The following is a 22,076-nucleotide window of genomic DNA, read 5'->3' on the forward strand; positions in this document are numbered from 1 at the left end:
ACGGGACAGGAGAAGCGGAAATGACGCAGGGAACGAACGCCGGCGAGGGACAGGCAGTGACGCAGGGTGCGAAGGTCGCGTTTCTCGGCCTCGGCGTGATGGGCGCGCCGATGGCACGCCACCTGAAGGCGGCCGGGCACGACGTGGTGGTCTACAACCGCACCGGGGAGCGGGCGCGCGCCTGGGTCGAGGCCAACGGCGGACGCGCCGCGCCGACCCCGCGTGAGGCGGCTGAGGGGCGCGACATCGTCTTCGCCTGCGTCGGCAACGACGACGACCTGCGCGCGGTGACGACGGGCGAGGACGGCGCGTTCGCCGGCTTGGCGCGGGGGGCGCTGTTCGTCGATCACACGACCGCCTCGGCCGAGGTGGCGCGCGAGCTCGCCGCCGTCGCGGCGGAGCGGGGAATAGGCTTCATCGACGCGCCGGTGTCCGGCGGACAGGCGGGGGCGGAGAACGGCGTGCTCACCGTGATGTGTGGCGGCGCACCCGCCGATTTCGCCCGCGCCGAGCCCGTCATCGCCGCCTTTGCGCGGTCCGTGCGGCTCCTCGGCTCCGTGGGCAGCGGGCAACTCGCCAAGATGGTCAACCAGATCGCCATCGCCGGCGTGGTGCAGGGTCTCGCCGAGGCGGTGCATTTCGCCAAGCGCGCGGGCCTTGATGTCGACGCGGTCATCGCCACAATCTCCAAGGGCGCGGCGCAGTCGTGGCAGATGGAGAACCGCGCCGCCACCATGGCGCGCGGCGAGTTCGACTTCGGCTTCGCCGTCGACTGGATGCGCAAGGACCTCGCCATCTGCCTCGACGAAGCGCGCAGTAACGGGGCGCATCTGCCGCTTACCGCCCTCGTCGACCAGTTCTACTCCGAGGTGCAGGCGCTGGGCGGCAACCGCTGGGATACGTCGAGCCTGATCGCCCGCCTCGAACGTTAGAACGCGTTCGCTCAAAGTCGAAGAATGAGACCATATCCAGCATTTCCGTGAAATGCTGGATATGGTCTGAGGCTGTCGAAGAAAGGTCGTGCCGCATGAACATCGCAGGTCCCGCCGGACGCCACCACGTCGAGCGCGTCCGCCACCCGCTGCGCATCCGCCTGCTCGCGGTGGTGCGGGTGCTCCGCATCACTCCCGCCATGGTGCGCATCACGCTTGCCGGCGGGGACCTCGCGGGGTTCCACAGTGGCGCGCACGACGATCACGTCAAGCTGTTCTTCCCGCGCCCTGGCGAGGCCCTGCCGGTGCTGCCGACGCTCGCGGAAGGCCGCGTGCTCGTGGACGAGACCAACCGCCCGACGGCCCGCGACTATACGCCGCGGCGGTACGACGCGCAGGCGGGCGAGCTCGACATCGATTTCGCGCTGCACGAATCGGGCCCGGCGAGCGACTGGGCGCGCGCGGCGAAGCCCGGCGATCGTATCGGCGTCGCCGGGCCGCGCGGCTCGTTCGTGGTGCGTGACGATTTCGACTGGTATCTCTTCATCGGCGACGAGACCGCCGTGCCGGCGATCGCCCGGCGCCTCGCGGAGCTGCGGCCGGAGGCGGACGTCACCGCCCTCATCGAGGTGGCGGACGCCGGCGAGGAGCAGCCGCTGCCGGCCCGCCCGCGGACACAGGTGCGCTGGCTGCATCGCGACGGCCGCGTGCCGGGCGACAACCCGCTGCTGGCCGATGCCGCGGGGGCGCTCGCCTTGCCGGAAGGCGACGGCTACGTGTGGATCGCCTGCGAATCACTGACGGCGAAGCGGCTGCGGGACATATTCCTGACGCGCCACAATCATCCCAAGGCCTGGATGAAGGCCTCCGGCTACTGGAAGCGGGGCGTCGCCAATGCGCACGAGGAGCACGACGATTGAAAACAAAGCCCTTGCGGCAATCAATGCACATACATAAAATGTTAATTAATCGCAGGCGCGCATTCCTTATGTAGAATTTCATTGCCCGTCGTCCGAATAGTATATAAATTCGGTGAAGAGTTTGGTCGGCAAGACGGGCGGGTCTGCCTCGAAGGGATGGAGCGCATGAGCATCGGGGTTCAGGAGAGCGGCCCAAGGGTGACGGACTGGCTTTGGCGAAAGGTGCAATCCGAGGCCCAGGAGGTCGTGAGGCGCGAGCCCGAGCTGGCCACGATCGTCTATGCCTCCATCCTCGGCCATCTGACTCTCGAGGACGCGCTCGCCTATCGCATCGCCCAAAGGCTCGACCGGGGCATCGTCTCGGCCGAACTGATCCGCGCCGCCTATACCGAGGCCCTGCGCGCCGATCCGGAGCTCAAGACCGCCTTCCGGGCCGATCTGGTGGCGGTGATCGAGCGCGACCCCGCCGTGGGGCGCTATCTCGACGCCATCCTGTATTTCAAGGGTTATCACGCCATCGAGGCGCATCGTCTGGCGAACTGGCTGTGGAAAAGCGGCCGGCGGGATTTCGCCCGTCACCTGCAGAGCGTGTCCTCCGAGGTGTTCCAGACCGACATCCACCCGGCGGTGCGCATGGGTCGCGGCATCTTCCTGGACCACGCCACCGGATTCGTGGTGGGCGAGACGGCCCAGGTTGCCGACAATGTCTCCATTCTGCAAGGCGTTACCCTCGGCGGCACGGGCAAGGGGCTGGGTGACCGGCATCCCAAGGTGCGCTCGGGCGTGCTCATCGGCGCGGGCGCCAAGATCCTCGGCAACATCGAGGTGGGCGAGTGTGCGCGGGTGGGCGCGGGCGCGGTCGTGCTCTCCTCCGTGCCGCCGCGCACCACCGTTGCCGGCAGCCCGGCCCGGGTCGTCGGCTCCGCCGGGGCGGAAGCCCCCTCGCAGGCCATGAACCAGATGTTCTATGACGTCGGTCTCTGAAAGGCCGGGCCGCGGGCCGCTTCCCCAAAAATAACACTTTCTGCGTGTGGTCCAGGCTGAATAGCGCGCCAGATTGACTTTTATGCATTAAGTCTACAATATTTATCAAGTAAACCATCCGGGAGTGCGTGTGCCCAGGGTGCCGGGGAGCCGGTGCCCACACCACTTCAAGCGCGAGGGATAGATCATGAAGCTAGGCGTACTTGTCCTGTTGGCGGCTGTCTTCGTCGGCGGCGCGGCTCATGCCGACCGGCTCGACGATATCAAGAAGGCGGGCGTGCTGCGCGTCGCCGCGTTCGACAGCAACCCGCCGTTCGGCTATGTCGACGAGAAGACCCGCCAGATCGTCGGCCTCGACGTCGACTACGCGCAGGCCTTCGCCGACAAGCTCGGCGTGAAGCTTGAGCTGCGCCCGACGAACCCGGCCAACCGCATCCCGCTGCTCACCTCGGGCAACGTCGATCTCGTGCTGGCGAACTTCACCATCACCGAAGAGCGCGCCAGGCAGGTGGATTTCAGCATTCCCTACTTCTCCTCCGGCCAGCAGTTCCTGGCCAAGAAGGGCGTGCTGAGCTCGCCCGACCAGCTCAACAGCCTGCGCGTCGGCGCCGACAAGGGCACCACCAACGAGATCGTGCTGCGCCGCGATTTCCCCGGCGCGACCATCATCTCCTATGACGACACGCCCTTTGCCTTCACGGCGCTGCGCAACGGCAACGTGCAGGCGATCACCCAGGACGGCCCCAAGCTCGTCGGCCTGCTCGCCAACGTGCCGGACAAGGAGAACTACGAGATCCCGTCCTTCACCATCTCCAACGATTACATCGGCGTCGGCATCCCGAAGGGGGAGACGAAGCTCGTGGAGTTCGTCAACGAGACGCTGACGGAGCTGGAGGCCTCGGGCAAGGCGCAGCAGATCTACGATGCCTGGTTCGGCCCCGACAGCAAGACCCCGCTGCCGCGCCTGTTCAAGATCGGCGATCCGCAGACCAACTGACCGGCGCCTGACGCCGTGGCCGGGGGCGTCGCCGCCACCGGGGATCGTTCTGACCACGGAAGCTGCTGTGGTTTCGCTTGCCCACGATGGCGTTCGCCTACTATGCAAGCAGCATATTGACACCGGCGGTGCCGATTCCGCGCCCGCCGGTTCTTGTTTTATGGTTCGCAGCCGTTTGACGGTCGCGGCGAATTGATGGTCTCGGGCGGCTGACGATGAACCTGTCGATTTTCGGTCTGGCGTCGAACTACGTCGAGTGGCTGCTGTGGGGTTTCGCGGTCACGCTGGTGTTGTCCGCGGCCACCTGCGTGGCGTCGACCGTGGGCGGGCTGGTGATCTGCGCCGCGCGGATCAGTCCGCTCAGGGCGTTCAGCGTGCCGGCGCGGCTTTACCTCGGCATCTTCCGCAACACCCCGCTGCTGGTGCAGATCTTCTTCTGGTACTTCGCCGGGTCGGCGATCTTTCCGACGCCGCTGCTGGACTGGTTCAACAATCCCCACACAGTGACGATCGCCTTCGCCGGCACGACATGGCTCTCATTCAAGATGCCGTCGTTCGAGTTCTGGGCCGGCTTCACGGCGCTCACCTTCTACACCACGGCTTTCGTCGCCGAAGAGTTCCACTCCGGACTGCGGGCGGTTCCGCCCGGACAGCGGGAAGGCGGGCTTTCCGTCGGCCTGTCGCCCGCGCTGGTGTTCGTCCTGATCATCGTGCCGCAGGCCGCGCGCCACGCCTTCGCGCCGTTGCTCGGGCAATACATGAACGCGATCAAGAATTCGTCGCTGACCATGGCGATCGGCGTGGCCGAGCTGTCCTACGCCTCGCGGCAGGTCGAGACGGAGACGTTCCAGACCTTCGAGGCCTTCGGCATCGCCACCATCCTCTATATCGGCGCGGTGGCCGCGCTCGAGGGGATCGGCGAGCTGGTGCAGCGCCGGCGCGACAAGAAGTACGGCAGAGGGGCGCTGACATGAATTTCGACGTGGTGTGGAACAACCTGCCGTATCTGCTCTGGGGCGCCTATCCCTACGGCCCCATCGGCGGGGCAGCGCTGACCATCTGGCTCAGCCTGCTGTCCGGCATCGCCTCGGCGGTTCTTGGGCTCGTGCTCGGGGTGTGGCTGTTCATGTCGCGCGGCATCGTCCACACCGGGCTCATCCTGTTTCTGGGCTTCTTCCGCGCCATCCCGGTGCTGATGCTGATCTTCTGGACCTATTTCCTGCTGCCGGTGGTGCTCGGCTTCTCGGTGCCGGAGCTGACGACGGTGGTCTGCGCGCTCGCCCTCATCGGCGGGGCCTATCTGGCGCACGGCGTGGCGGCGGGGCTGCGCAGCGTCGGCGAGGGGCAATGGGAGGCCGGCATCTCGCTCGGCCTCGGGCGCTGGCGCGTGCTGGGGCTCATCATCCTGCCGCAATCGCTGCGGCGCATGGCGCCTTCCTTCGTCAACCAGTGGGTGGCACTGATCAAGGATACGTCACTCGCCTACGTCATCGGCGTGCCGGAGCTGTCGTTCGTCGCGACCCAGGTCAACAACCGGGCGATGGTCTACCCGGCCGAGATCTTCCTTTTCGTGGCGGCGGTCTATTTCGTCATCTGCGGCGCGCTCGACCTCGCCGCCTCGGCGATCGCCGGCAAGGACGACGCCGGGAGCGCCGGAACACGCGCCGCCGCCTGATAAGGCAACGTTATCGCCCGTTACGCGAGATACGCTCGATCTCGGCCTTGACCAGCTTCTCGACCAGCGGCGGCAGGTGTTCGTCGAGCCACGCCTTCAGCAGCGGACGCAGCATGTCCTGCACCAGATCGTCGAGCGTACGCGGCGAGCGGCTGAGCACGACGGAGGACAATGTCTGGAAGGCGGATGCCGCGCTCGCGTCCGCGGCGGAGGACAGCAGCGGTTCCTGCGGCTCCCCGCCCGCGGATCTGGCGGTGGGCGGGGGCGCCGCGGCCGGTTCCGGGGGGACGGGCGCCTCCCTGTCGGCGGGGGATGCGGGAGCAGCGGCCTGCCGGGGCTGCGCCTGCCGGGGCGCGTCATTGCGGGCAGGCGGGGCGGGCGCGTCGTCCTCACCGGTCTCGGCGGCGTTCAGCACGTCGTCGTCGAATGTTATGGCGCTGACGTCGACGCCGGCATCGGCGCTGACGCCGTCGCCCGGCAGTGGCTCCGAATGGGCCTGATCGTCGGCGATGATCCGGCGGATGGAGGCCAGGATCTCTTCCATCGATGGCTCGGCACCGGTCCGCGGCGCCTCGGCGCGGGTGGCCTCCCTGGGCACGGAATAAAGCCTTTGGCTCGCTGTGCTCATCGACAAATCCGCCTGTTCTGTCACCATTCACCGGGCACGGCCCGGCCGATCCCGCCAATTCCTGCGCCGATTGCGCCGCTCCGCGGCAGCCGGCCCCTTCGACCGCGTCGCCCTCGCGAAGACGGCAGCACGATCCGGCTAGGATACCCCGCCGTGATTCAGGTGCACAGAGGTTAACGAAAGATTACCGTTGATACCTTGCAGGAAAAACGCCCCGCCGGGTGCCTGCCTGCGCGCGGGTGCAGGCAGGCATCAAAGAAAAGGCCGCGGCGTCGGCCACGGCCCTGGATAGAGATGACGTCGGGAGCGCCGGACTTGCCGGCGGGCGTCAGCGTCCGTCCGGCGTCGAGGTGCCGATCCACTTGCCCTTGACTTGATCGAAGTGCTTCGTCGAGTCGTAGCGCGCGACCCTGAGGCCGAGCGTTTCGGCGGACAGGCGGCCGACGGCGTGCAGCACTTCGTAAGAAGCCACGATCCGGTCGCGCTGGGCCGTCACCAGCGACACGCGCGAGGAGAGCAGCGTCTGCTGGGCGTTCAGCACGTCGAGCGTGGTCCGCTGGCCGACCTTGGCTTCCTCGCGGGTGCCGGCAAGGGCGATCTCGTTGGCGCTCACGGCTGCCTGCGCGGCGGTGATGCGCTGCTTCGACGCCTCGAGATTGGCCCAGGCCGCGACGACCGTCTGCTGCACCTGATCGCGGACGACATCGACCTGCAGCCGTTGCTGGCCGGCCTGCTCCTTGGCCTGGCGAGTCTGCGAATAGACGAGGCCGCCCTCGTAGATCGGGATCTGCAACTGGCCGACGATCGTGCCCGAGGTTATGACGCTGTGCCGGGTGTTCTGCGCGTCGAAATTGCGCTGCACGCTGGCGCTGATGCCCAGCCGCGGATAGAGGGCGCTTTCCGCCACCTTGACCTGGAATTCGGCGACGTCGACGCCGTGCATCGCCGCGATGATGGCGGGATGTTCGGCAAGACCGATGCGGATGGCGGTCTCGAGCGTCTTCGGCAGGAATTTTTCCGTCGAGACACCGGGGCCGAGCTGGCGCGGCGTCTCGCCGATGAGCTGGCGGTACGTGGCGATGCTGCTGCGCAGGTTGGCCTCGGCCACGCTCTCCTGGGCGCGGCTGCTGGCGAGCTGCGCCTCGGACTGGGCCACGTCCGTTCGCGTCACTTCGCCGACGCTGAACCGGTCCTCCGTCTGGCGCAATTGCTCTTCGAGCACCTCGACGTTGTTGCGCTGCAGGTTGAGCACGGCGGTGTCGCGCAGCACGTTCATGTAGGCGGAGGCGCTTTGCAGCAGCAGCATCTGCTCCGTGTTGCGAAGCTGCTCGCGGCCGCCCAGCACCTGCGATTCGGCGGCGCGCACCGAGTTGCGGGTGCGGTTGCCGTCGAAGATGGTCTGGTCGAGCTGGATGCCGAGGGAGCTCGGATAGAGCGTCTGCGTTTCTTGGCGGCCCGGAAGGCGCGCGTCGACGCGGGAGACGGAGGTGCTGCCGGTGGCGTTGACGGTGGGGCGCCAGCCGGACAGGGCCTGGGGCACGTTCTCGTCGGTCGCGCGCAGGGCAGCGCGCTGCGCGTTCAGGGAGGGGTTCGCCGCATAGGCCTTTGCCAGCGCGCCGGACATGGTTTCAGCCGACGCCGGAGCCGAAAGGGCCGTGCCGATGAGAAGCGCACAGCCGATAACCGCTGCCCGGGTGGTCTTGCCGTTGCTGTTCACGTTCACCTTCCCGACTTCCAGTAGCCCGATTTCCAGGTAGCCTGACTTCACGAAGTAGACGGCATTGTCGCGTCTCTTCAGTTACTCAAATCCGGTTAACAAAATCACCGTCTCCCCAGCGCAGGCATTCTACTTTGGCAGATAGCAGGCTGAAACTGCACTTTTCTTGCATTCCCGGCGTTTGGGTGGGTGTGTAGTAAAAATACGACACACCCCGATACACCAGAAAACCAACGAAAAATCCTGTCCCGCCAATATGTTGTGCCGGGGGATGCACGGCCGTGCCGCTGCGGATGCTGCATTGCGGCGTGTCGCATCACACAAAAGTGCGATGGATGCTCAGAACACGAAATCCGCTGGCGCGCGGAAACCGTCGAGCACCGGCGCGGGCGCGTCGAAAAGCGTCCGCGTGCTGGTGGACGTACCCGTGCGCTGGATCAGAACCGCCTTCGGCGCGCCGGAGCTGCTGCCGACGCCAACGAGCTTGCCGCCGTCGGCGAGCTGCGCGACGAGCTTCTCCGGCACGGCCTCGAACGCGCCGTTGACCACGATGGCGTCGTAGGGGGCGCCGGCGCTCCAGCCCTCCGCCAGCGGGCCGGTGACGACGTCGATTCGGCCCTCGCCGAACTCCGCCGCCAGTTCCCGCGCCCGCGCGGCGACGGCTTCGTCCGATTCGAGGGCGGTTACCTCGGCGCCGATGTGCGCCAGAACGGCCGAACCGTAGCCGGTCGCGGCGCCCACATCGAGCACGCGCGCGCCCTCGCGAAGCTCCAGCGCCTGGATGAGCCGGGCGAAGATCAGCGGCGCGAGCAGGAAGCGCCCCTGCTCCTTGGCGTCGGAAACCACGAGATGTTGATCGCTGAAGGCCAGAAGCTGCCTGTCTTCGGGCACGAACCGCTCGCGCGGCAGGTGTTCGAGGGCGGCGAGCACCGCCCTGTCGGTGACGTCGAATGTCCGCACCTGACAATCGACCATCGTGCGTCGGGCGCGGGCGAAATCGAACATGACGTCGACCTTTATCTTGCATGCTTATCGAAGGTAACGGACGTTGCCGGCCGGGACACGCCCGCGATGCCGGATACGCCGGTTGGAGGCCTCGCCCGGAATCGAACCGGGGTGCAAGGATTTGCAGTCCTCTGCGTAACCACTCCGCCACGAGGCCTCACTGCGTGCTTCATAGCAAAGCACGGGCCGCGATTGCAACTGCCACGATGGTACTGCACTCATTCAGGGTAAAAATCCCCGTGTTCGGGGTGAAACCCTCATGTCCGCCGCAGGTCGCGGGCGCCCGAAACCTGGCCGGCGGCCAAGGGCGGGCGCGGTTTTCCACACGCGACCATCGCCGGCAAAAAAACCCATAAAATGACTTGCATCGTCCACCGGCATCTTGTATCCCCCTCCTCATTGTTCCTCGATAGCTCAGTTGGTAGAGCAAGCGACTGTTAATCGCTGGGTCGCAGGTTCGAGTCCTGCTCGAGGAGCCATCTCAATTCACCATCCAAACAACTGGTCCGGGATCGGAACCGCGCGGGCGTGCCGTCGCCGCTGGCGGTGTCGTGAATTGACAAAGCTCCCGATTGCGGCGAGCATGATTTTTATGGCTGTCATGACGGACATCGGGCACGCATTGCCGCTTGCGGCGGAAGAACGGGCGAAGGGGTCGCCCGATGCGCCTGTGTGCCTGGTCCGGGTTCGGCACTGCCGGCCGGGCAGGATGGCGGCCGCACGGCTCTGTTGGTGGCGGTCGGCACGGCTGTCACCTCCTGGCGGTGCCTGAACAAACGGACCCGTCCGCATCGCCGCCGGCGGACGTGCTCAATACCCCACATTCCAAGCTGTCGATCGTCATTCCTGCCGCCTATTCCGGGGCCGATCGCGCCCCGGCGCGGGACACCGGCATGACGATCCAATAACCCCGTCCCGGCTTGCATTCCGGGCATAATGATTCTCACAAGGTGACCAACATGACTAAATCAGGTCGTATCGCCCTGCCCAAGATCGTCATCGGCGACGAGGAGCACGAACGCCTGTCGGCGCTGGCCGCTTCAATCGCCGCGCGCCAGCCCGAAATCGCGGAGGAACTGCTCGCGGAAATGGAACGCGCGCGCGTCGTCAAATCCGCCAGGGTGCCGGCGGACGTGGTGCGGATGAATTCCGAGGTGGAGTTCGAGACCGGCGACGGGCAGCGCCGGCGCGTGACGCTCGTCTACCCGGGCGAGGCCGACATCTCCACCGGCCGCATCTCCATTCTGACGCCCATCGGCACGGCGCTGATCGGCCTGTCCACCGGACAGTCGTTCACCTGGACGGCGCGGGACGGACGCGAGCAGCGGCTCACCGTGCTGTCGGTCGGCGCGCCTGCCGCCCCGGCCGGGAAGGGGAGCCCCGTCATCGACCTGAACAACGCGCGCCATTCCCGCGCGGCGCTCCGCGGCGGCGCGGGTGCGGCCGGCGACGACGACCCCGGGCCGTCGGCGGCCTGATCCACGCCTAAAGCAATCAAAGTGGGAACCGGTTTTGCGTCCGGAATTGCGTAAAAACAAATAGATAGAGCAAAATTGCGATCCAGTTTGGTGCATTTTGCTCCAGCTCTCGGGCCGGTGGCGGACCGTCACTGGCCCGGCGGCGTCTGGCCGCTGTCGGCGCGGCCGAGATCGAAGAATTTCCGGAAGATTCCCGGCGCGATGGCCGACAGCGGGTTGACGGTGACGGAGGGCGAATCGAGTGCTCCGCGCGCCCGGAAGTTGACGGCGAACAGGCCCTCGTATTGCCCGCCGCCGAGCAGCGGCCCGATCAGCGGCACCTGGCTGAACATGTTGTTGAGCGCATAGGCCGGCACGTAGGTGCCCGAGAGGTCGATCGTCTCGCGGCGCGTGTCGAGATTGCCCTCGAAGGTGACGCCGACGCCGGGTCCCCACAGCACCCCCTCCTGGATGTTGATGCGGTCCGGCGCGCGGGTGAAGGCCGCCCTGAGCTTGGTGAAGGGGACGTTGCCGGGATCGACGGGGAGCTTGCTGGGGCTTTCCGTCAGCAGGTGCGCCATGGTCGGCTCGTTGCGGATGGCGAAGTCGCGGATCATCACCTGGCCGCCGTCCGGCGCGATATAGGCCTGCATGCTGCCGCCCGAGAGGTGCGCGTAGAGATCGGCGAAGCGCAGCATCGCGCCCGCGTTGGCGGTGTTCACCTCGATCCGGCCGTCCTTGCCGGCGAGGCTCGCCCCGAAAGGCGCGCCGCTGAAGCTGCCCTTGAGGTCGAGCGACCCGACGCCGCCCTTGCGCGTCCCGAGCCGGAGCGTCGCCTTCGACAGCGTCTCCCTGCTGAAGCCCGCGAGAATGTTGACGGCGAGATCGATATCGAGATCGGGCATGGCCTTCCCGCCGGCCGCGCCGCCGCCCGCCCCGCCGGTGATGCCGGTTCTCGCGGCCTTCAGGAACGGCCGCGCGTCGAGCAGGTTGCCTCGCGCGGTGATGCGATACCCCGCGCCCGCGCCGGCGATCTCGAGCGACAGGTCGTCGTTGGGCGACAGGCGCACGCCCGTGAGCGAGGCGCTTTTCAGGCTCCCGCCGGGGTCGAATCGCGCGCTTCCCCTCGCCGCCGCGCCAGCGTCGAGCACGATGTCGGAAACGACGAAGCCGTTGTCGTCGAGCGCCGAGAAGCTGAGGCGGCCGGGCTTGCCCGCCGCCTTCGACCAGCCGGGCAGCAGGTCGTCGATCCGCGCGCGGGCAAGATCGACGTCCACCTTCATGGGCGTGCGGTTCTTGCCGGCACGGTTGCCGAACGAGGTATCGATGCGCACCCCGACGGGACCGCGCAACCGGTTGCCGAGGTCGAAGCCCCTGGCGGCGCGCGCGGCGTCGTCGAGGGTGAGCACGATGGCCGCGCGGCCCTCGCCCTTGTTGTCGTCTCTCCCGTCATCTCCCTGGCCGCGGCGCAGGGGCTGGCGCAGGTCGAGCGTCGCGGGCAGGCCGGCGAGCTGGCCGGAGCCGGCAAGCGTCAGGTTGCTGTCATCGAGCACCAGCGACAGATCGGCGTCCGTGAGCTTGTCGCGTCCGTTGCCGATATCGATGGCGAACCTGTTCAATTTGCCCGTCGCGCGGGTGACGACCTGATCGTGCGTGAGCTGCTTGATGAGCGGCAGCGACACGGAGACGGCGAGATCCACCGCGCCCTGCACGCTGCCCGGCGCCACATCGACGTTGAAGATCGGCCGCAGCGCGTCCCGCTGCAGCAGGTGCGCCAGCGCGGAAGCCTGTCCGCGCATGCGAAAGTCGATGGCCGCGTTGATCGGCGCGGTCAGGCGCTGCATCGCCATGCGCCCGTCGGTGAGGTCGAGCACCTGCCCCGGCACGACTTCCGCCTTGGCGGTCGAGGCGGTGATGGCGGCGGTCGCGCCGGTCACCAGCCCGCCGATCGTCATGTCCGTGAGCGGCGGAAAGCCGGGCGCGGCCTGCAGCGTGACATCGACGGCCGAAAACTGCGTGCGCGCCACCTCGGCGGGCAGCGGCTCGCGCCGCCGCGAGGCCGCGAGCTGCTCCGCCGAGAGGCTCACCGCGACGTTGAGCGTCTCCAGCACGCCCTCCGACAGGTTCTCGATGAGGTAGCGGCGGGGCTCCGGCGTGACGAAGGCCGGCCAGAAGCGCAGGATGGCGCGCGCGTCGGAGCGCGCCGTCTGGACGCCGAGCCGCAGGCCACCGGGATTGTCGCGGCCGCCGAGTTCGCCGTTGAGCGCGACGCCGAAGCCCGCGCCGGAGGCGGCGATGCGCTCGATGCGCAGGCGCCCGCCCTCCTCGCCGGCGAGGTCGAGCGACAGATTGTCGATGGCAAGCGCCTCGTCGTTGTCGGTCAGCGGTGGCAGGACGGCGTCGCGCCCGTCGAGCTGCAGGCGCCACGGCCGCGCCCGGTCGCCGAAACGCACGCGTCCGCCGACATCGAACCGCGCGCCGCCGATGTCGAGCCCCAGCGCCGGGATCACCAGATCGCCGCTTGCGGCCTCGCGCTCCACCCCCAGCCGGAAGCGCGCCACATGCAGCGGCGGCTGGTCCTTGTCACGATAGATGAAGGTGCCGGGCGCGGATTCGACCGATCCCGTGAGCCCGGTGAGGCGGTCGTCGGCGGAGACGCTCACCCGGGCACGCCCGGAAAAGGCGAGGTCGCCGGAGATCGGGCCCTGGTTGGCGTTCGCGAGCATCAGCAGGTCGGCGAGGCGCGCGCCCTCGACGGCGAGATCGACGACGCGCTCGGTGCCGCCGAGGCCGCTGATCGCGCCGCTGAACTTCCACGGACCGGCCGCGCCCCGCGCCGACAGCGAAACCGCGATCGCGTCCGGCGCCGTGCGCTTGAGATCGGCCGCCACCTCGCCGAAGCGCGCCCGCTCCTCGCCGCGCGAATCGGCGATGGCGACGCGCGCGTCCGACAGCGAGATGCTGTCGAGGGCGCGGGCGAGCCCGCTCTGGTCGGAGAGCAGGTTGACGAACCCGACGACGGCCGCGTCGAAGTCGGGGGGACCGTCCGTCCCTTCCGGCGCGGCGGCCGGCGCCGGCGCGCTGCCGCCGGCGGGGCCGCCTCCGGTCCCGCCGGTTCCGGCGTCGGTGCGCAGCGAACCGTCGGGCATGATGGTGAGGCGCGCGTCGATGCCGGAGAAGGCGATGGCGGTGACGTCGACGTCGCCGAACGCCAGACGCCACGGATCGACCGCGATCTCGCCCGCGCGGGCGCTCAGAAACAGGGTGCCGTCCGGCTGCCGGATCTCGATGCCCTCGGAGAGCAGGGCAGGGCCGTGGGTGGTGAACGCGATGCCCGTCTGCGCGATATGCGCCGTCCAGCCCGGCGCGAGCCGTTCGTTCAGCGCGCGCGAGATGGGTTCGGCCAGTGCCTCGGCGGAGATCGACCCGAACGACAGGCGCGCCACGACCGCGCCGACGCACAGGATCAGCACCAGCGCGGCAAGAAGCCCGCCGCGCAGCATGTGCACCATGGCGCGCCGGGCGGCGCTGCGCCGTCTGAACCGTCTTCGGCGTCCGCCGCGGAGCTGTCGGCTTCTCTTCATGCGCGAGACCGTCCCGATCCGCTGGCCGCAAGGTCCAAGGCCTCTGAAACCATGGCTCCTGAAACCGGGGCCCCCGCAACCAAGGCCCTGATATTATGGTGTCGATGCGCCAGGATCATCGACATCGGCGCCGGACGGTCCATATATACTCGTATCCTCCCCGGAAGACGAACTCACCGGCCGGCGCATCCGTTCCGCGTTCATGATAATGTAATCTCATGGCATGACGCCAGACGATGATGTGGGCCAAAATCGCCCGTTGCCCACACAAAAACCCGTGCGCCTGCCGAATATCGGTTTTGGAGCGCGCAGCGGACCGCTTTTGCTGATACCTTGTCGCGACCGCCGAGGGAAAGCCCCGGCGCGGGATATGCCCGTCGAACCGACTATGGAAACCCCAGCACAAACAGTCCCAGCTACAAATAGTCATGGAGTCTGACATGAGCCTTGAACCGGGCGCCATCGCCCCCGACTTCACGCTTCCGGGCGCCGGCGGGGACACGCTCTCGCTTTCAGCCCTGCGCGGACGCAAGGTCGTACTCTACTTCTATCCCAAGGACGATACCAGCGGCTGCACCAAGGAGGCCATCGCCTTCAACGGGCTGCGCGGCGAATTCGAGGCCGCGAACACCGTCATCGTCGGCGTCTCCGCCGACAGCGCGGCGAGCCACGACGCGTTCCGCGACAAACACGATCTCGCGATCGCGCTCGCTTCCGACGAGAAGAAGGAGGCCATCGAGGCCTACGGCGTCTGGGTGGAGAAGAGCATGTACGGGCGCAAGTATTTCGGCATCGACCGCGCCACGTTCCTGATCGACGCCGAGGGCAAGGTCGCGCAGGTATGGCGCAAGGTGAAAGTGCCGGGCCATGCCGAGGCGGTGCTCAAGGCGGCGAAAGAGCTCTAGTCCCCGGAGCTGCCGTCTCTGCAGCCGCGATGCCGGGAGCGGCAGGGGGAGCCCGAATCACCCTCCGCGCCGATTCTCCCGCGCCGGAGCCCGATGGGTCCGGTCGGCGCCTTGACAGCGGCGGCCGGCTCCGCTTCATCTGCGACTGATCCGTATGCCCCCCTGACGCTGCCGGCGCGGCGATCCCCTCCCGCACGCGCCCCGCGCGATAACAGTCGAGTGTAAACGTTGAGTGCGATGGACAAGACCTTCGAGCCCACGGCCGTCGAGGCCCGTATTTCGAAAGCATGGGAAGAGGCACAGGCGTTCCGCGCCGGCCGGCCCGAACGCAAGGATGCGGAACCCTATTCCATCGTCATCCCGCCGCCCAACGTCACCGGCTCGCTGCACATGGGGCACGCGCTCAACAACACGCTGCAGGACATCCTGTGCCGCTTCGAGCGCATGCGCGGCAAGGACGTGCTGTGGCAGCCGGGCATGGACCACGCCGGCATTGCCACGCAGATGGTGGTCGAGCGCCAGCTCGCCGAGCGCGGAGAGCCCGGCAGACGCGAACTCGGGCGCGAGGAATTCGTCAGGCGGGTGTGGGCTTGGAAGGCCGAATCGGGCGGCGTCATCGGCAGCCAGCTGCGCCGGCTCGGCGCTTCCTGTGACTGGTCGCGCGAGCGCTTCACCATGGACGAGGGCCTGTCGCGCGCCGTGCGCCGGATCTTCGTGCGCTTCTACCGCGACGGGCTGATCTACAAGGACAAGCGTCTCGTCAACTGGGACCCGCGCTTCCAGACGGCGATCTCCGACATCGAGGTGCAGCAGATCGAGGTCAAGGGCAACCTGTGGCACCTGCGCTATCCGGTGGCGGACGAGCCCGGCCGGTTCATCGTCGTCGCCACGACGCGGCCCGAGACCATGCTGGGCGACGTCGCCGTCGCGGTCCATCCGGACGACGAGCGCTACCGCGATCTCGTCGGCCGGCATGTGCTGCTGCCGCTCGTCGGGCGGCGGATTCCGATCGTCGCCGACAGCTATTCCGACCCCGAGAAGGGCACCGGCGCGGTCAAGATCACACCCGCGCACGACTTCAATGACTTCGAGGTGGGCAAGCGCCACGGGCTGGCGCTCATCAACGTGCTCGGCCCCGAGGGAGAGATCACGGTCGCGGGCAACGAGGACTTTTTGCGCGATGCGACGCCGGGCGCGGATCTCGACGCCGTGCTGGCGCTCGACGGCGTGGACCGGGCGAAGGCGCGCAAGGCCATCGTCGCCCTGCTCGAAGAACGCGAGCTCGTGGAGAAGATCGAGCCGCACACGCATGTCGTGCCCCACGGCGACCGCTCCGGTGTCGTCATCGAGCCGTGGCTCACGGACCAGTGGTATGTCAACGTCAAGCCGCTGGCCGATCGCGCGCTCGAGGCGGTGCGCGACGGCGAAACCGTGTTCATCCCGAAGAACTGGGAAAAGACCTTCTTCGACTGGCTGGAGAACATCGAGCCGTGGTGCATCTCGCGCCAGCTCTGGTGGGGCCACCAGATCCCCGCCTGGTACGGACCGGACGGGCACTACTTCGTCGCCGAGACCGAGGAGGAGGCCCGTGTCGAGGCCATCCGCCACTACGGCGTGAACGACGTCGCGCTCATCCGCGACGAGGACGTGCTCGACACGTGGTTCTCGTCGGGCCTGTGGCCGTTCTCGACGCTCGGGTGGCCGGACGAGACGCCGGAACTCGCGCGCTACTACCCCACCAGCACGCTGGTGACGGGTTTCGACATCATCTTCTTCTGGATCGCCCGCATGATGATGATGGGCCTCCATGTCATGGACGAGGTGCCGTTCCGCAACGTCTACATCCACGCCCTGGTGCGCGACGAGCGCGGCGCCAAGATGTCGAAGTCGAAGGGCAACGTCATCGACCCGATCGCGCTCATCGACCGCTACGGCGCGGACGCGCTGCGCTTCACGCTCGCGGCCATGGCGGCGCAGGGGCGCGACATCAAGCTCGCCACCCAGCGCGTCGAGGGCTATCGCAACTTCGCCACCAAGCTGTGGAACGCCGCCCGCTTCGCCGAGATGAACGGCTGCGTGCGCGTCGCCGGCTTCGATCCCGCCGGCGTCAGGGAGACGCTCAACCGCTGGGCGGTCGCCGAGGTGTCGCAGGCGGTGCGCGACATCACGCTGGCGCTGGAGGAGTTCCGCTTCAACGAGGCGGCGGGCGCGGCCTACCGCTTCGTCTGGAACGTGTTCTGCGACTGGTATCTGGAGCTCGCCAAGCCCGTCCTGCAAGGCGAGGACGGCCCGGAGAAGGACGAGACCCGCGCCACCATCGCCTGGCTCATCGACGAGATCGCCCGCCTCCTGCATCCATTCATGCCCTTCCTCACCGAGGAGCTGTGGGCGATCAAGGGAGCCGAGGGGCCGGCGCGCGAGAGCCTGCTGGCGCTGGCGCCATGGCCCAGGCCCGCCGTCGCCGGCGACGAGGCTGCGCAAACCGAGATCGGCTGGGTGGTTGGGCTCGTCTCCGAGATCCGCTCGGTGCGCTCGGAGATGAACGTGCCCGCGGCGGCGCAGATTCCGCTCGTCCTCGTCGGCGTCTCCGCCGTCACCCGCGAGCGGGCGGCGCGCTGGCGCGAGACCGTGGCGCGCCTGGCGCGCCTTTCCGGCATCGACTTCGCCGATTCGGCCCCCGAGGGCGCGGTGCAGCTCATCATCGGCAGCGAGGCGGCCGAGGTGGCAGCATTGCCGCTCGCCGGCGTGATCGATCTGTCGGCCGAGCGCGCGCGTCTGGAGAAGGAGGCCGACAAGATCGTCGCTGACATCGCCCGCATCGACGCCAAGCTCGGCAACGCCGACTTCATCGCCCGCGCGCCGGAGGAGATCGTCGAGGAACAGCGCGAGCGCCGCGCCGATCTGGAGGCGCGGCACGCCAAGGTTGCGGAGGCGCTGGAACGGCTTGCCGCCATCCGTTGAGGGCGAATCCACGGGTAGCCTTGAGACCGGCATACGCCGTCCGGGTAATGGACGGCGGCCTCGAACAGTGATGACATACGATTGGAGGTTGTGCTACGGGACGTGTTCACGTAATACCCTGATGACGCCGTGATACTGCCACAAAGAACCGGCTTCATGGGGGCCGGTAAAGTCAGGAACAAGTCGCCCATGGCGGCAATGTTCCGGGTGCTTGTATCGGGTTGCGTGCAGTTGGCAGTGCCATCTGCGGACAGTGTTTGGGCGAAAAGCCGAGTATAGCGGGGCGGTTATGCTGGCGTTGCTTTCATTACGGGCGTTGACGGCATCATGAGTGTCCGGCTTGGCATGTTCGCGGTTCTTTCTGTGGCGTTCTGCGCCGCCGCCGGTGCGCCTGTCCGCGCGCAGACTGCTGGCCATGCTGCCGTTCCGGTGAGTGCCCAGGCTACTGCTCAGGCCTCGCTTGCTCCCGAAGGCGTGCCTCCCGGCGCCGGCAATCCCATCGATCTGGCCAATCCGCTGCCGCTCGATGGCGGCTTTCAGTCCGTCGGCGACGCGTTCCGGCGCGGCATTCAGGACTACAACGCCGGCGACAAGGAAGGTGCCGTGCGCGCCCTCCAGTACGCCGCGACGCAGGGGCACACCGTGTCGCTGTGGAAGCTCGGGCGCATGTTCGCCGAGGGCGACGGCGTCGCGCACGACGACCTCAAGGCTTTCGAATACTTCTCCCAGATCGCGGACCGCTATGCGGAGGAGAGCCCCGGCACGCGCCAGGCGCCTTTCGTGTCCAGCGCCTTCGTGGCGCTCGGCAGCTACTTTCTGGAGGGCATCCCGAACACCTACGTCAAGCCCAACGTCAGCCGGGCCGTGGACATGTTCCAGTACGCCGCCTCCTACTACGGCGACCCGGACGGGCAATACAGCCTCGCCCGTCTCTATCTCGACGGGCAGGGCGTGCCCAAGGATGCGCGTCAGGCGGCGCGCTGGCTCAAGCTCGCGGCCGGCAAGGGGCATCGCGCCTCCCAGGCGCTGCTCGGCAACCTGCTCATTTCCGGCCAGGGCGTGCCGAAGCAGCCGGGCCTCGGGCTCATGTGGCTGACGCTCGCGCGCGACGCCGTGCTGTCGGAGCAGACCGGCGGCAAGGTCGCGGAGCAGGACGCCTGGATCACCGAACTCCACGACAAGAACTACGCCGCGCTGAGCGACGCCGACCGCAAGCAGGCGATCTCCTACCTGGAGCTATATCTGCGCCGCAAGCAGTAGGGCTTCCCGCGTGTTCGGCCGCTATTGCGAAAAATCCAGATCGATCGACACCGGCACGTGGTCCGACGGCTTGTCGAGCCCGCGCAGGGACTTGTGCACCTGCGCCGCGCGCAGGCGGTCGGCGGCCTGGGGCGACAGCAACAGGTGGTCGATGCGGATGCCGTTGTTCTTCTGCCACGCGCCGGCCTGATAATCCCAGAACGTGTAGACGCCCGGCCGGTCGTCGCAGGCGCGCAGCGCCTCCGTCAGCCCGAGGTTGAGGAGCGCCCGGAATTTTGCGCGCGTCAGCGGCAGGAACAGCGCATCGTTCGTCCACTGCTCGGGCCGCGCCGCGTCCTGCGGTTCGGGGATGACGTTGTAGTCGCCGGCGAGCACGAAGGGCTCCTCCAGCGCCAGCAGCGCCCGCGCGCGCTCGGCGAGGCGGTCCATCCACTTGAGCTTGTAGGGGTATTTGTCGGAGTCGGGCGGGTTGCCGTTCGGCAGGTAGATCGAGGCGACGCGCACCGCGCCGCCCGTCACCGACACCACCGCCTCGATGTAGCGGGCCTGCACGTCCGCCTCGTCGCCGGGCAGGCCGCAGGTGACGTCCTCCAGCGGCAGTCGGGAGAGGATGGCGACGCCGTTGAACGTTTTCTGCCCGTGCACGGCGACGTTGTAGCCCAATGCCTCGACCTCGGCCGCCGGAAAGGCGTCGTCGAGGCACTTGATCTCCTGCAGGCAGAGGATGTCGGGCTTCACCTCCTGCAGGAACGCCGTCAGGAGCGTGACGCGCAGGCGGGCGGAGTTGATGTTCCAGGTAGCGACTCGCAGCATGTCATTTTCCATTATATGTCATAAAGTTAACCAGCGCGCAGCAGGCGGATGGCCTCGTCGCGCTCGAAGAGATAGAGCAGCACGCGCAGTGCCTGCCCGCGTTCGCCGGCGAGCTCCGGGTCGCGCTCAAGGATGAGGCGGGCGTCGTCGCGGGCGACGGGCAAGAGGTCCGCGTCCTCCTCGATGCGCGCCAGCAGGAAGCCCGGCGTGCCGGACTGGCGCGTGCCCAGGATCTCGCCCTCGCCGCGCAGCCTGAGGTCCTCCTCGGCGATACGGAACCCGTCCTCGGTCTCGCGCATGATGCGGATGCGCGCCTTCGACACCTCGCCGAGCGGCGCCTTGTAGACGAGCAGGCAGGTGGAGGCGCCCGCGCCGCGCCCGATGCGCCCGCGCAGCTGGTGGAGCTGGGCGAGGCCGAACCGCTCGGCGTGCTCGATGACCATGATGGTCGCCTCCGGCACGTCGACCCCGACCTCGATGACGGTCGTGGCGACGAGGATGCGCGTCTCGCCGCGCTGGAAGGCGGCCATGGCGGCGTCCTTGTCGCGGCCGCTCATCTTGCCGTGCAGCAGGCCGACCACGGGGCCGAAGATACGCTGCAAATCGGCGAATCGCTCCTCCGCCGCGGCGAGATCGACGGTCTCCGATTCGGAGACGAGCGGGCACACCCAATAGGCGCGCGCGCCGCGCTCCAGCGCTCTCCGCAAACCCCCGACCACGTCGTTGAGGCGATCGAGCGGGATGGCGCGCGTGTCCACCGGCTGGCGGCCGGCGGGCTTTTCCTTGAGCAGCGAGACGTCCATGTCGCCGAAGAAGGTCAGCACCAGCGTGCGCGGAATGGGGGTCGCTGTCATCACCAGCAGGTCGACGCCCTCGCCCTTGCGGCTCAGCGCGAACCGCTGGTGCACGCCGAAGCGGTGCTGCTCGTCGATGACGGCGAAGCCGAGATCGCGGAAGGCCACGGCCTCCTGAAACAGCGCATGGGTACCGATGACGATCTGCGCCTCGCCCGATTCGAGCGCCGCCAGCGCTTTCGCGCGCGCCGCGCCCTTGTCGCGGCCGGTCAGCAGGACGATCGCGATGCCCGCCGCCCGCGCCAGCGGCTCCAGCCGCGCGAAGTGCTGGCGGGCGAGGATGTCGGTGGGGGCCATCAGCGCCGCCTGCCGTCCCGCCTCGACGGCGCTCGCCATGGCGAGGAGAGCGACGACGGTCTTGCCGGACCCCACATCGCCTTGCAGCAGCCGCAGCATGCGCTGCGGCTCGGCGAGGTCGCGGCGGATGTCGTCGACCGCCTGCCGCTGGCCGGCGGTGAGCGTGAAGGGCAGCGCCGCCTCGATCGCCGCCACGAGGCGGCCGTCGCCGGCGTTGACGCGCCCGGCCGCCCTGCGGTGCGAGGCGCGCATCAGCGCCAGCGCCAGTTGCGAGGCGAGCAGCTCGTCATAGGCGAGCCGCCGCCGCGCCGGGCTGTCCGGGGCGAAGGCCGCAACCGATTCGGGCCGGTGCAGCGCCGCAAGCGCCTCACCGAAGGCGGGGAATTTTTCGCGCCTGAGCCACGCCGTATCCTGCCATTCGGGCAGCGCCGGCAGGCGCCGGTCGAGCGCCGCCTGGGCGATGCGGGCGATCGTGCGCGAGGTCAGGCCCTCGGTCTGGCCGTAGACCGGCTCGATCAGCGGCTGGCCCTCGGCTTCCTCCTCGGTCATGATGCGGTCGGGGTGCACCATCTGCCGGAAGCCTTCCCACACGGCGATGGTGCCGGAGACGACGCGCGCCGCGCCGAGCGGCAGCATCTTGTCGATGCGTGCCTGCGTCATGCCGAAGAACACCAGCGTGACGTCTCCGGTGCCGTCCTCCACCAGCACGCGGAACGGCGCCTTGCCGCCGCGCGCCGGGGGGCGGTGCTCGGCGACGCGCACGGTGAGCGTGACGATGTCGCCCTCGCGCGTGTCGCGAATCATCGGCCGGCGGCTGCGGTCGATCACCCCATGGGGCAGGTGGAACAGCAGGTCCACGACGCGCGCCTCGCGTTCCGCCGTCCCCAGGAGCCGGTTGAACAGTGCCCCCAGACGCGGCCCGACGCCCGGCAGGGCCGTGACGGTCGCGAACAGGGGATCGAGCAGGGCAGGGCGCATAAGGAACCGAAGACTTGGGGAACCGAAGACGATGGCGTGACGACACACGGATGACAGACGTTGACCTATGCGCTATATAGCCCACCGGAACGCCTGTGGCGATCATATG

The 22,076-nt window shown here is 68.2% G+C and carries 16 protein-coding genes and 2 tRNA genes; 11 read left to right on the forward strand and 7 right to left on the reverse strand.

Features of this window, described 5'->3' with window-relative positions:
* The first annotated feature begins 20 nt into the window (after nt 1-20).
* The 6 genes from ACUSIJ_RS03235 (at nt 21) to ACUSIJ_RS03260 (ending at nt 5,508) form a co-directional block, all read left to right on the forward strand.
* Entirely contained in the window at nt 21-932 is a 912-nt protein-coding gene (locus tag ACUSIJ_RS03235; RefSeq protein ID WP_449306914.1) for an NAD(P)-dependent oxidoreductase, read from the forward strand.
* Nucleotides 933-1,027: 95 nt separating this feature from the next.
* Nucleotides 1,028-1,852 (forward strand): siderophore-interacting protein, encoded by an 825-nt coding sequence (locus ACUSIJ_RS03240; protein ID WP_449306915.1) that lies wholly within the window; start codon nt 1,028-1,030, stop codon nt 1,850-1,852.
* Nucleotides 1,853-2,008: 156 nt separating this feature from the next.
* Complete coding sequence (gene cysE / locus ACUSIJ_RS03245) at nt 2,009-2,836, forward strand: serine O-acetyltransferase (protein WP_449306916.1); 828 nt, start codon at nt 2,009-2,011, stop codon at nt 2,834-2,836.
* A 187-nt stretch (nt 2,837-3,023) separates the two neighbouring features.
* Nucleotides 3,024-3,833, forward strand: a complete 810-nt coding sequence (locus ACUSIJ_RS03250) for an ABC transporter substrate-binding protein (protein WP_449306917.1) — start codon at nt 3,024-3,026, stop codon at nt 3,831-3,833.
* Between the two features lie 215 nt (nt 3,834-4,048).
* Nucleotides 4,049-4,807 (forward strand): amino acid ABC transporter permease, encoded by a 759-nt coding sequence (locus tag ACUSIJ_RS03255; RefSeq protein ID WP_449306918.1) that lies wholly within the window; start codon nt 4,049-4,051, stop codon nt 4,805-4,807.
* Nucleotides 4,804-5,508, forward strand: coding sequence for an amino acid ABC transporter permease (locus ACUSIJ_RS03260; protein WP_449306919.1), 705 nt, complete (start codon nt 4,804-4,806; stop codon nt 5,506-5,508). Before ACUSIJ_RS03255 ends, ACUSIJ_RS03260 begins: the two co-directional genes overlap by 4 nt.
* Before the next feature lie 10 nt (nt 5,509-5,518).
* Here ACUSIJ_RS03260 and ACUSIJ_RS03265 read toward each other — a convergent pair whose 3' ends face one another.
* From ACUSIJ_RS03265 to ACUSIJ_RS03280, 4 genes are all read right to left on the reverse strand, one after another.
* Nucleotides 5,519-6,136 carry a PopZ family protein gene (locus ACUSIJ_RS03265; protein WP_449306920.1) on the reverse strand — a complete coding sequence of 206 codons (618 nt, stop codon included), beginning with the start codon at nt 6,134-6,136 and terminating at the stop codon, nt 5,519-5,521.
* Nucleotides 6,137-6,464: 328 nt separating this feature from the next.
* Nucleotides 6,465-7,859 carry a TolC family outer membrane protein gene (locus ACUSIJ_RS03270; RefSeq protein WP_449306921.1) on the reverse strand — a complete coding sequence of 465 codons (1,395 nt, stop codon included), beginning with the start codon at nt 7,857-7,859 and terminating at the stop codon, nt 6,465-6,467.
* A 333-nt stretch (nt 7,860-8,192) separates the two neighbouring features.
* Nucleotides 8,193-8,858, reverse strand: coding sequence for a protein-L-isoaspartate O-methyltransferase family protein (locus ACUSIJ_RS03275; protein ID WP_449306922.1), 666 nt, complete (start codon nt 8,856-8,858; stop codon nt 8,193-8,195).
* 83 nt (nt 8,859-8,941) lie between these two features.
* Nucleotides 8,942-9,015 (reverse strand) — tRNA-Cys (locus ACUSIJ_RS03280).
* 246 nt (nt 9,016-9,261) lie between these two features.
* On the opposite strand from ACUSIJ_RS03280, the gene ACUSIJ_RS03285 reads away from it, so the two are divergent.
* Together ACUSIJ_RS03285 and rnk are read left to right on the forward strand one after the other, a co-directional pair.
* Nucleotides 9,262-9,337: transfer RNA gene (locus ACUSIJ_RS03285), tRNA-Asn, on the forward strand.
* Nucleotides 9,338-9,817: 480 nt separating this feature from the next.
* Nucleotides 9,818-10,336 (forward strand): nucleoside diphosphate kinase regulator, encoded by a 519-nt coding sequence (rnk, locus tag ACUSIJ_RS03290; protein ID WP_449306923.1) that lies wholly within the window; start codon nt 9,818-9,820, stop codon nt 10,334-10,336.
* Between the two features lie 128 nt (nt 10,337-10,464).
* Here the strand turns inward: rnk and ACUSIJ_RS03295 are convergent, their stop codons facing one another.
* The gene (locus ACUSIJ_RS03295; RefSeq protein ID WP_449306924.1) at nt 10,465-13,899 is read right to left on the reverse strand and encodes a YhdP family protein; all 3,435 of its coding nucleotides are present in this window, start codon (nt 13,897-13,899) and stop codon (nt 10,465-10,467) included.
* A gap of 440 nt (nt 13,900-14,339) precedes the next feature.
* Between ACUSIJ_RS03295 and ACUSIJ_RS03300 the strand changes: the two genes are divergently transcribed.
* The 3 genes from ACUSIJ_RS03300 (at nt 14,340) to ACUSIJ_RS03310 (ending at nt 19,025) form a co-directional block, all read left to right on the forward strand.
* The gene (locus ACUSIJ_RS03300) at nt 14,340-14,804 is read left to right on the forward strand and encodes a peroxiredoxin (protein ID WP_449306925.1); all 465 of its coding nucleotides are present in this window, start codon (nt 14,340-14,342) and stop codon (nt 14,802-14,804) included.
* A gap of 237 nt (nt 14,805-15,041) precedes the next feature.
* Nucleotides 15,042-17,765: a valine--tRNA ligase gene (locus ACUSIJ_RS03305; RefSeq protein ID WP_449306998.1), complete on the forward strand. Its 2,724-nt coding sequence runs from the start codon at nt 15,042-15,044 to the stop codon at nt 17,763-17,765.
* A gap of 327 nt (nt 17,766-18,092) precedes the next feature.
* Nucleotides 18,093-19,025, forward strand: coding sequence for a tetratricopeptide repeat protein (locus ACUSIJ_RS03310; protein ID WP_449306926.1), 933 nt, complete (start codon nt 18,093-18,095; stop codon nt 19,023-19,025).
* Nucleotides 19,026-19,046: 21 nt separating this feature from the next.
* Here ACUSIJ_RS03310 and xth read toward each other — a convergent pair whose 3' ends face one another.
* Entirely contained in the window at nt 19,047-19,835 is a 789-nt protein-coding gene (xth, locus tag ACUSIJ_RS03315; RefSeq protein WP_449306999.1) for an exodeoxyribonuclease III, read from the reverse strand.
* Between the two features lie 29 nt (nt 19,836-19,864).
* A complete protein-coding gene (recG, locus tag ACUSIJ_RS03320) occupies nt 19,865-21,967 on the reverse strand; it encodes an ATP-dependent DNA helicase RecG (RefSeq protein ID WP_449306927.1) in 2,103 nt (700 codons plus the stop codon).
* Nucleotides 21,968-22,076 lie beyond the last annotated feature (109 nt).

The organism is Pseudochelatococcus sp. B33 (genome assembly GCF_053570585.1).

Excerpts from the sequence above, each read along its gene's own strand:
- ACUSIJ_RS03235 (WP_449306914.1), top strand. The coding sequence starts at position 21 with ATGACGCAGGGAACGAACGCCGGCGAGGGACAGGCAGTGACGCAGGGT.
- ACUSIJ_RS03240 (WP_449306915.1), top strand. The coding sequence starts at position 1,028 with ATGAACATCGCAGGTCCCGCCGGACGCCACCACGTCGAGCGCGTCCGC.
- cysE (WP_449306916.1), top strand. The coding sequence starts at position 2,009 with ATGGAGCGCATGAGCATCGGGGTTCAGGAGAGCGGCCCAAGGGTGACG.
- ACUSIJ_RS03250 (WP_449306917.1), top strand. The coding sequence starts at position 3,024 with ATGAAGCTAGGCGTACTTGTCCTGTTGGCGGCTGTCTTCGTCGGCGGC.
- ACUSIJ_RS03255 (WP_449306918.1), top strand. The coding sequence starts at position 4,049 with ATGAACCTGTCGATTTTCGGTCTGGCGTCGAACTACGTCGAGTGGCTG.
- ACUSIJ_RS03260 (WP_449306919.1), top strand. The coding sequence starts at position 4,804 with ATGAATTTCGACGTGGTGTGGAACAACCTGCCGTATCTGCTCTGGGGC.
- ACUSIJ_RS03265 (WP_449306920.1), bottom strand. The coding sequence starts at position 6,136 with ATGAGCACAGCGAGCCAAAGGCTTTATTCCGTGCCCAGGGAGGCCACC.
- ACUSIJ_RS03275 (WP_449306922.1), bottom strand. The coding sequence starts at position 8,858 with ATGTTCGATTTCGCCCGCGCCCGACGCACGATGGTCGATTGTCAGGTG.
- rnk (WP_449306923.1), top strand. The coding sequence starts at position 9,818 with ATGACTAAATCAGGTCGTATCGCCCTGCCCAAGATCGTCATCGGCGAC.
- ACUSIJ_RS03295 (WP_449306924.1), bottom strand. The coding sequence starts at position 13,899 with ATGAAGAGAAGCCGACAGCTCCGCGGCGGACGCCGAAGACGGTTCAGA.
- ACUSIJ_RS03300 (WP_449306925.1), top strand. The coding sequence starts at position 14,340 with ATGAGCCTTGAACCGGGCGCCATCGCCCCCGACTTCACGCTTCCGGGC.
- ACUSIJ_RS03305 (WP_449306998.1), top strand. The coding sequence starts at position 15,042 with ATGGACAAGACCTTCGAGCCCACGGCCGTCGAGGCCCGTATTTCGAAA.
- ACUSIJ_RS03310 (WP_449306926.1), top strand. The coding sequence starts at position 18,093 with ATGAGTGTCCGGCTTGGCATGTTCGCGGTTCTTTCTGTGGCGTTCTGC.
- recG (WP_449306927.1), bottom strand. The coding sequence starts at position 21,967 with ATGCGCCCTGCCCTGCTCGATCCCCTGTTCGCGACCGTCACGGCCCTG.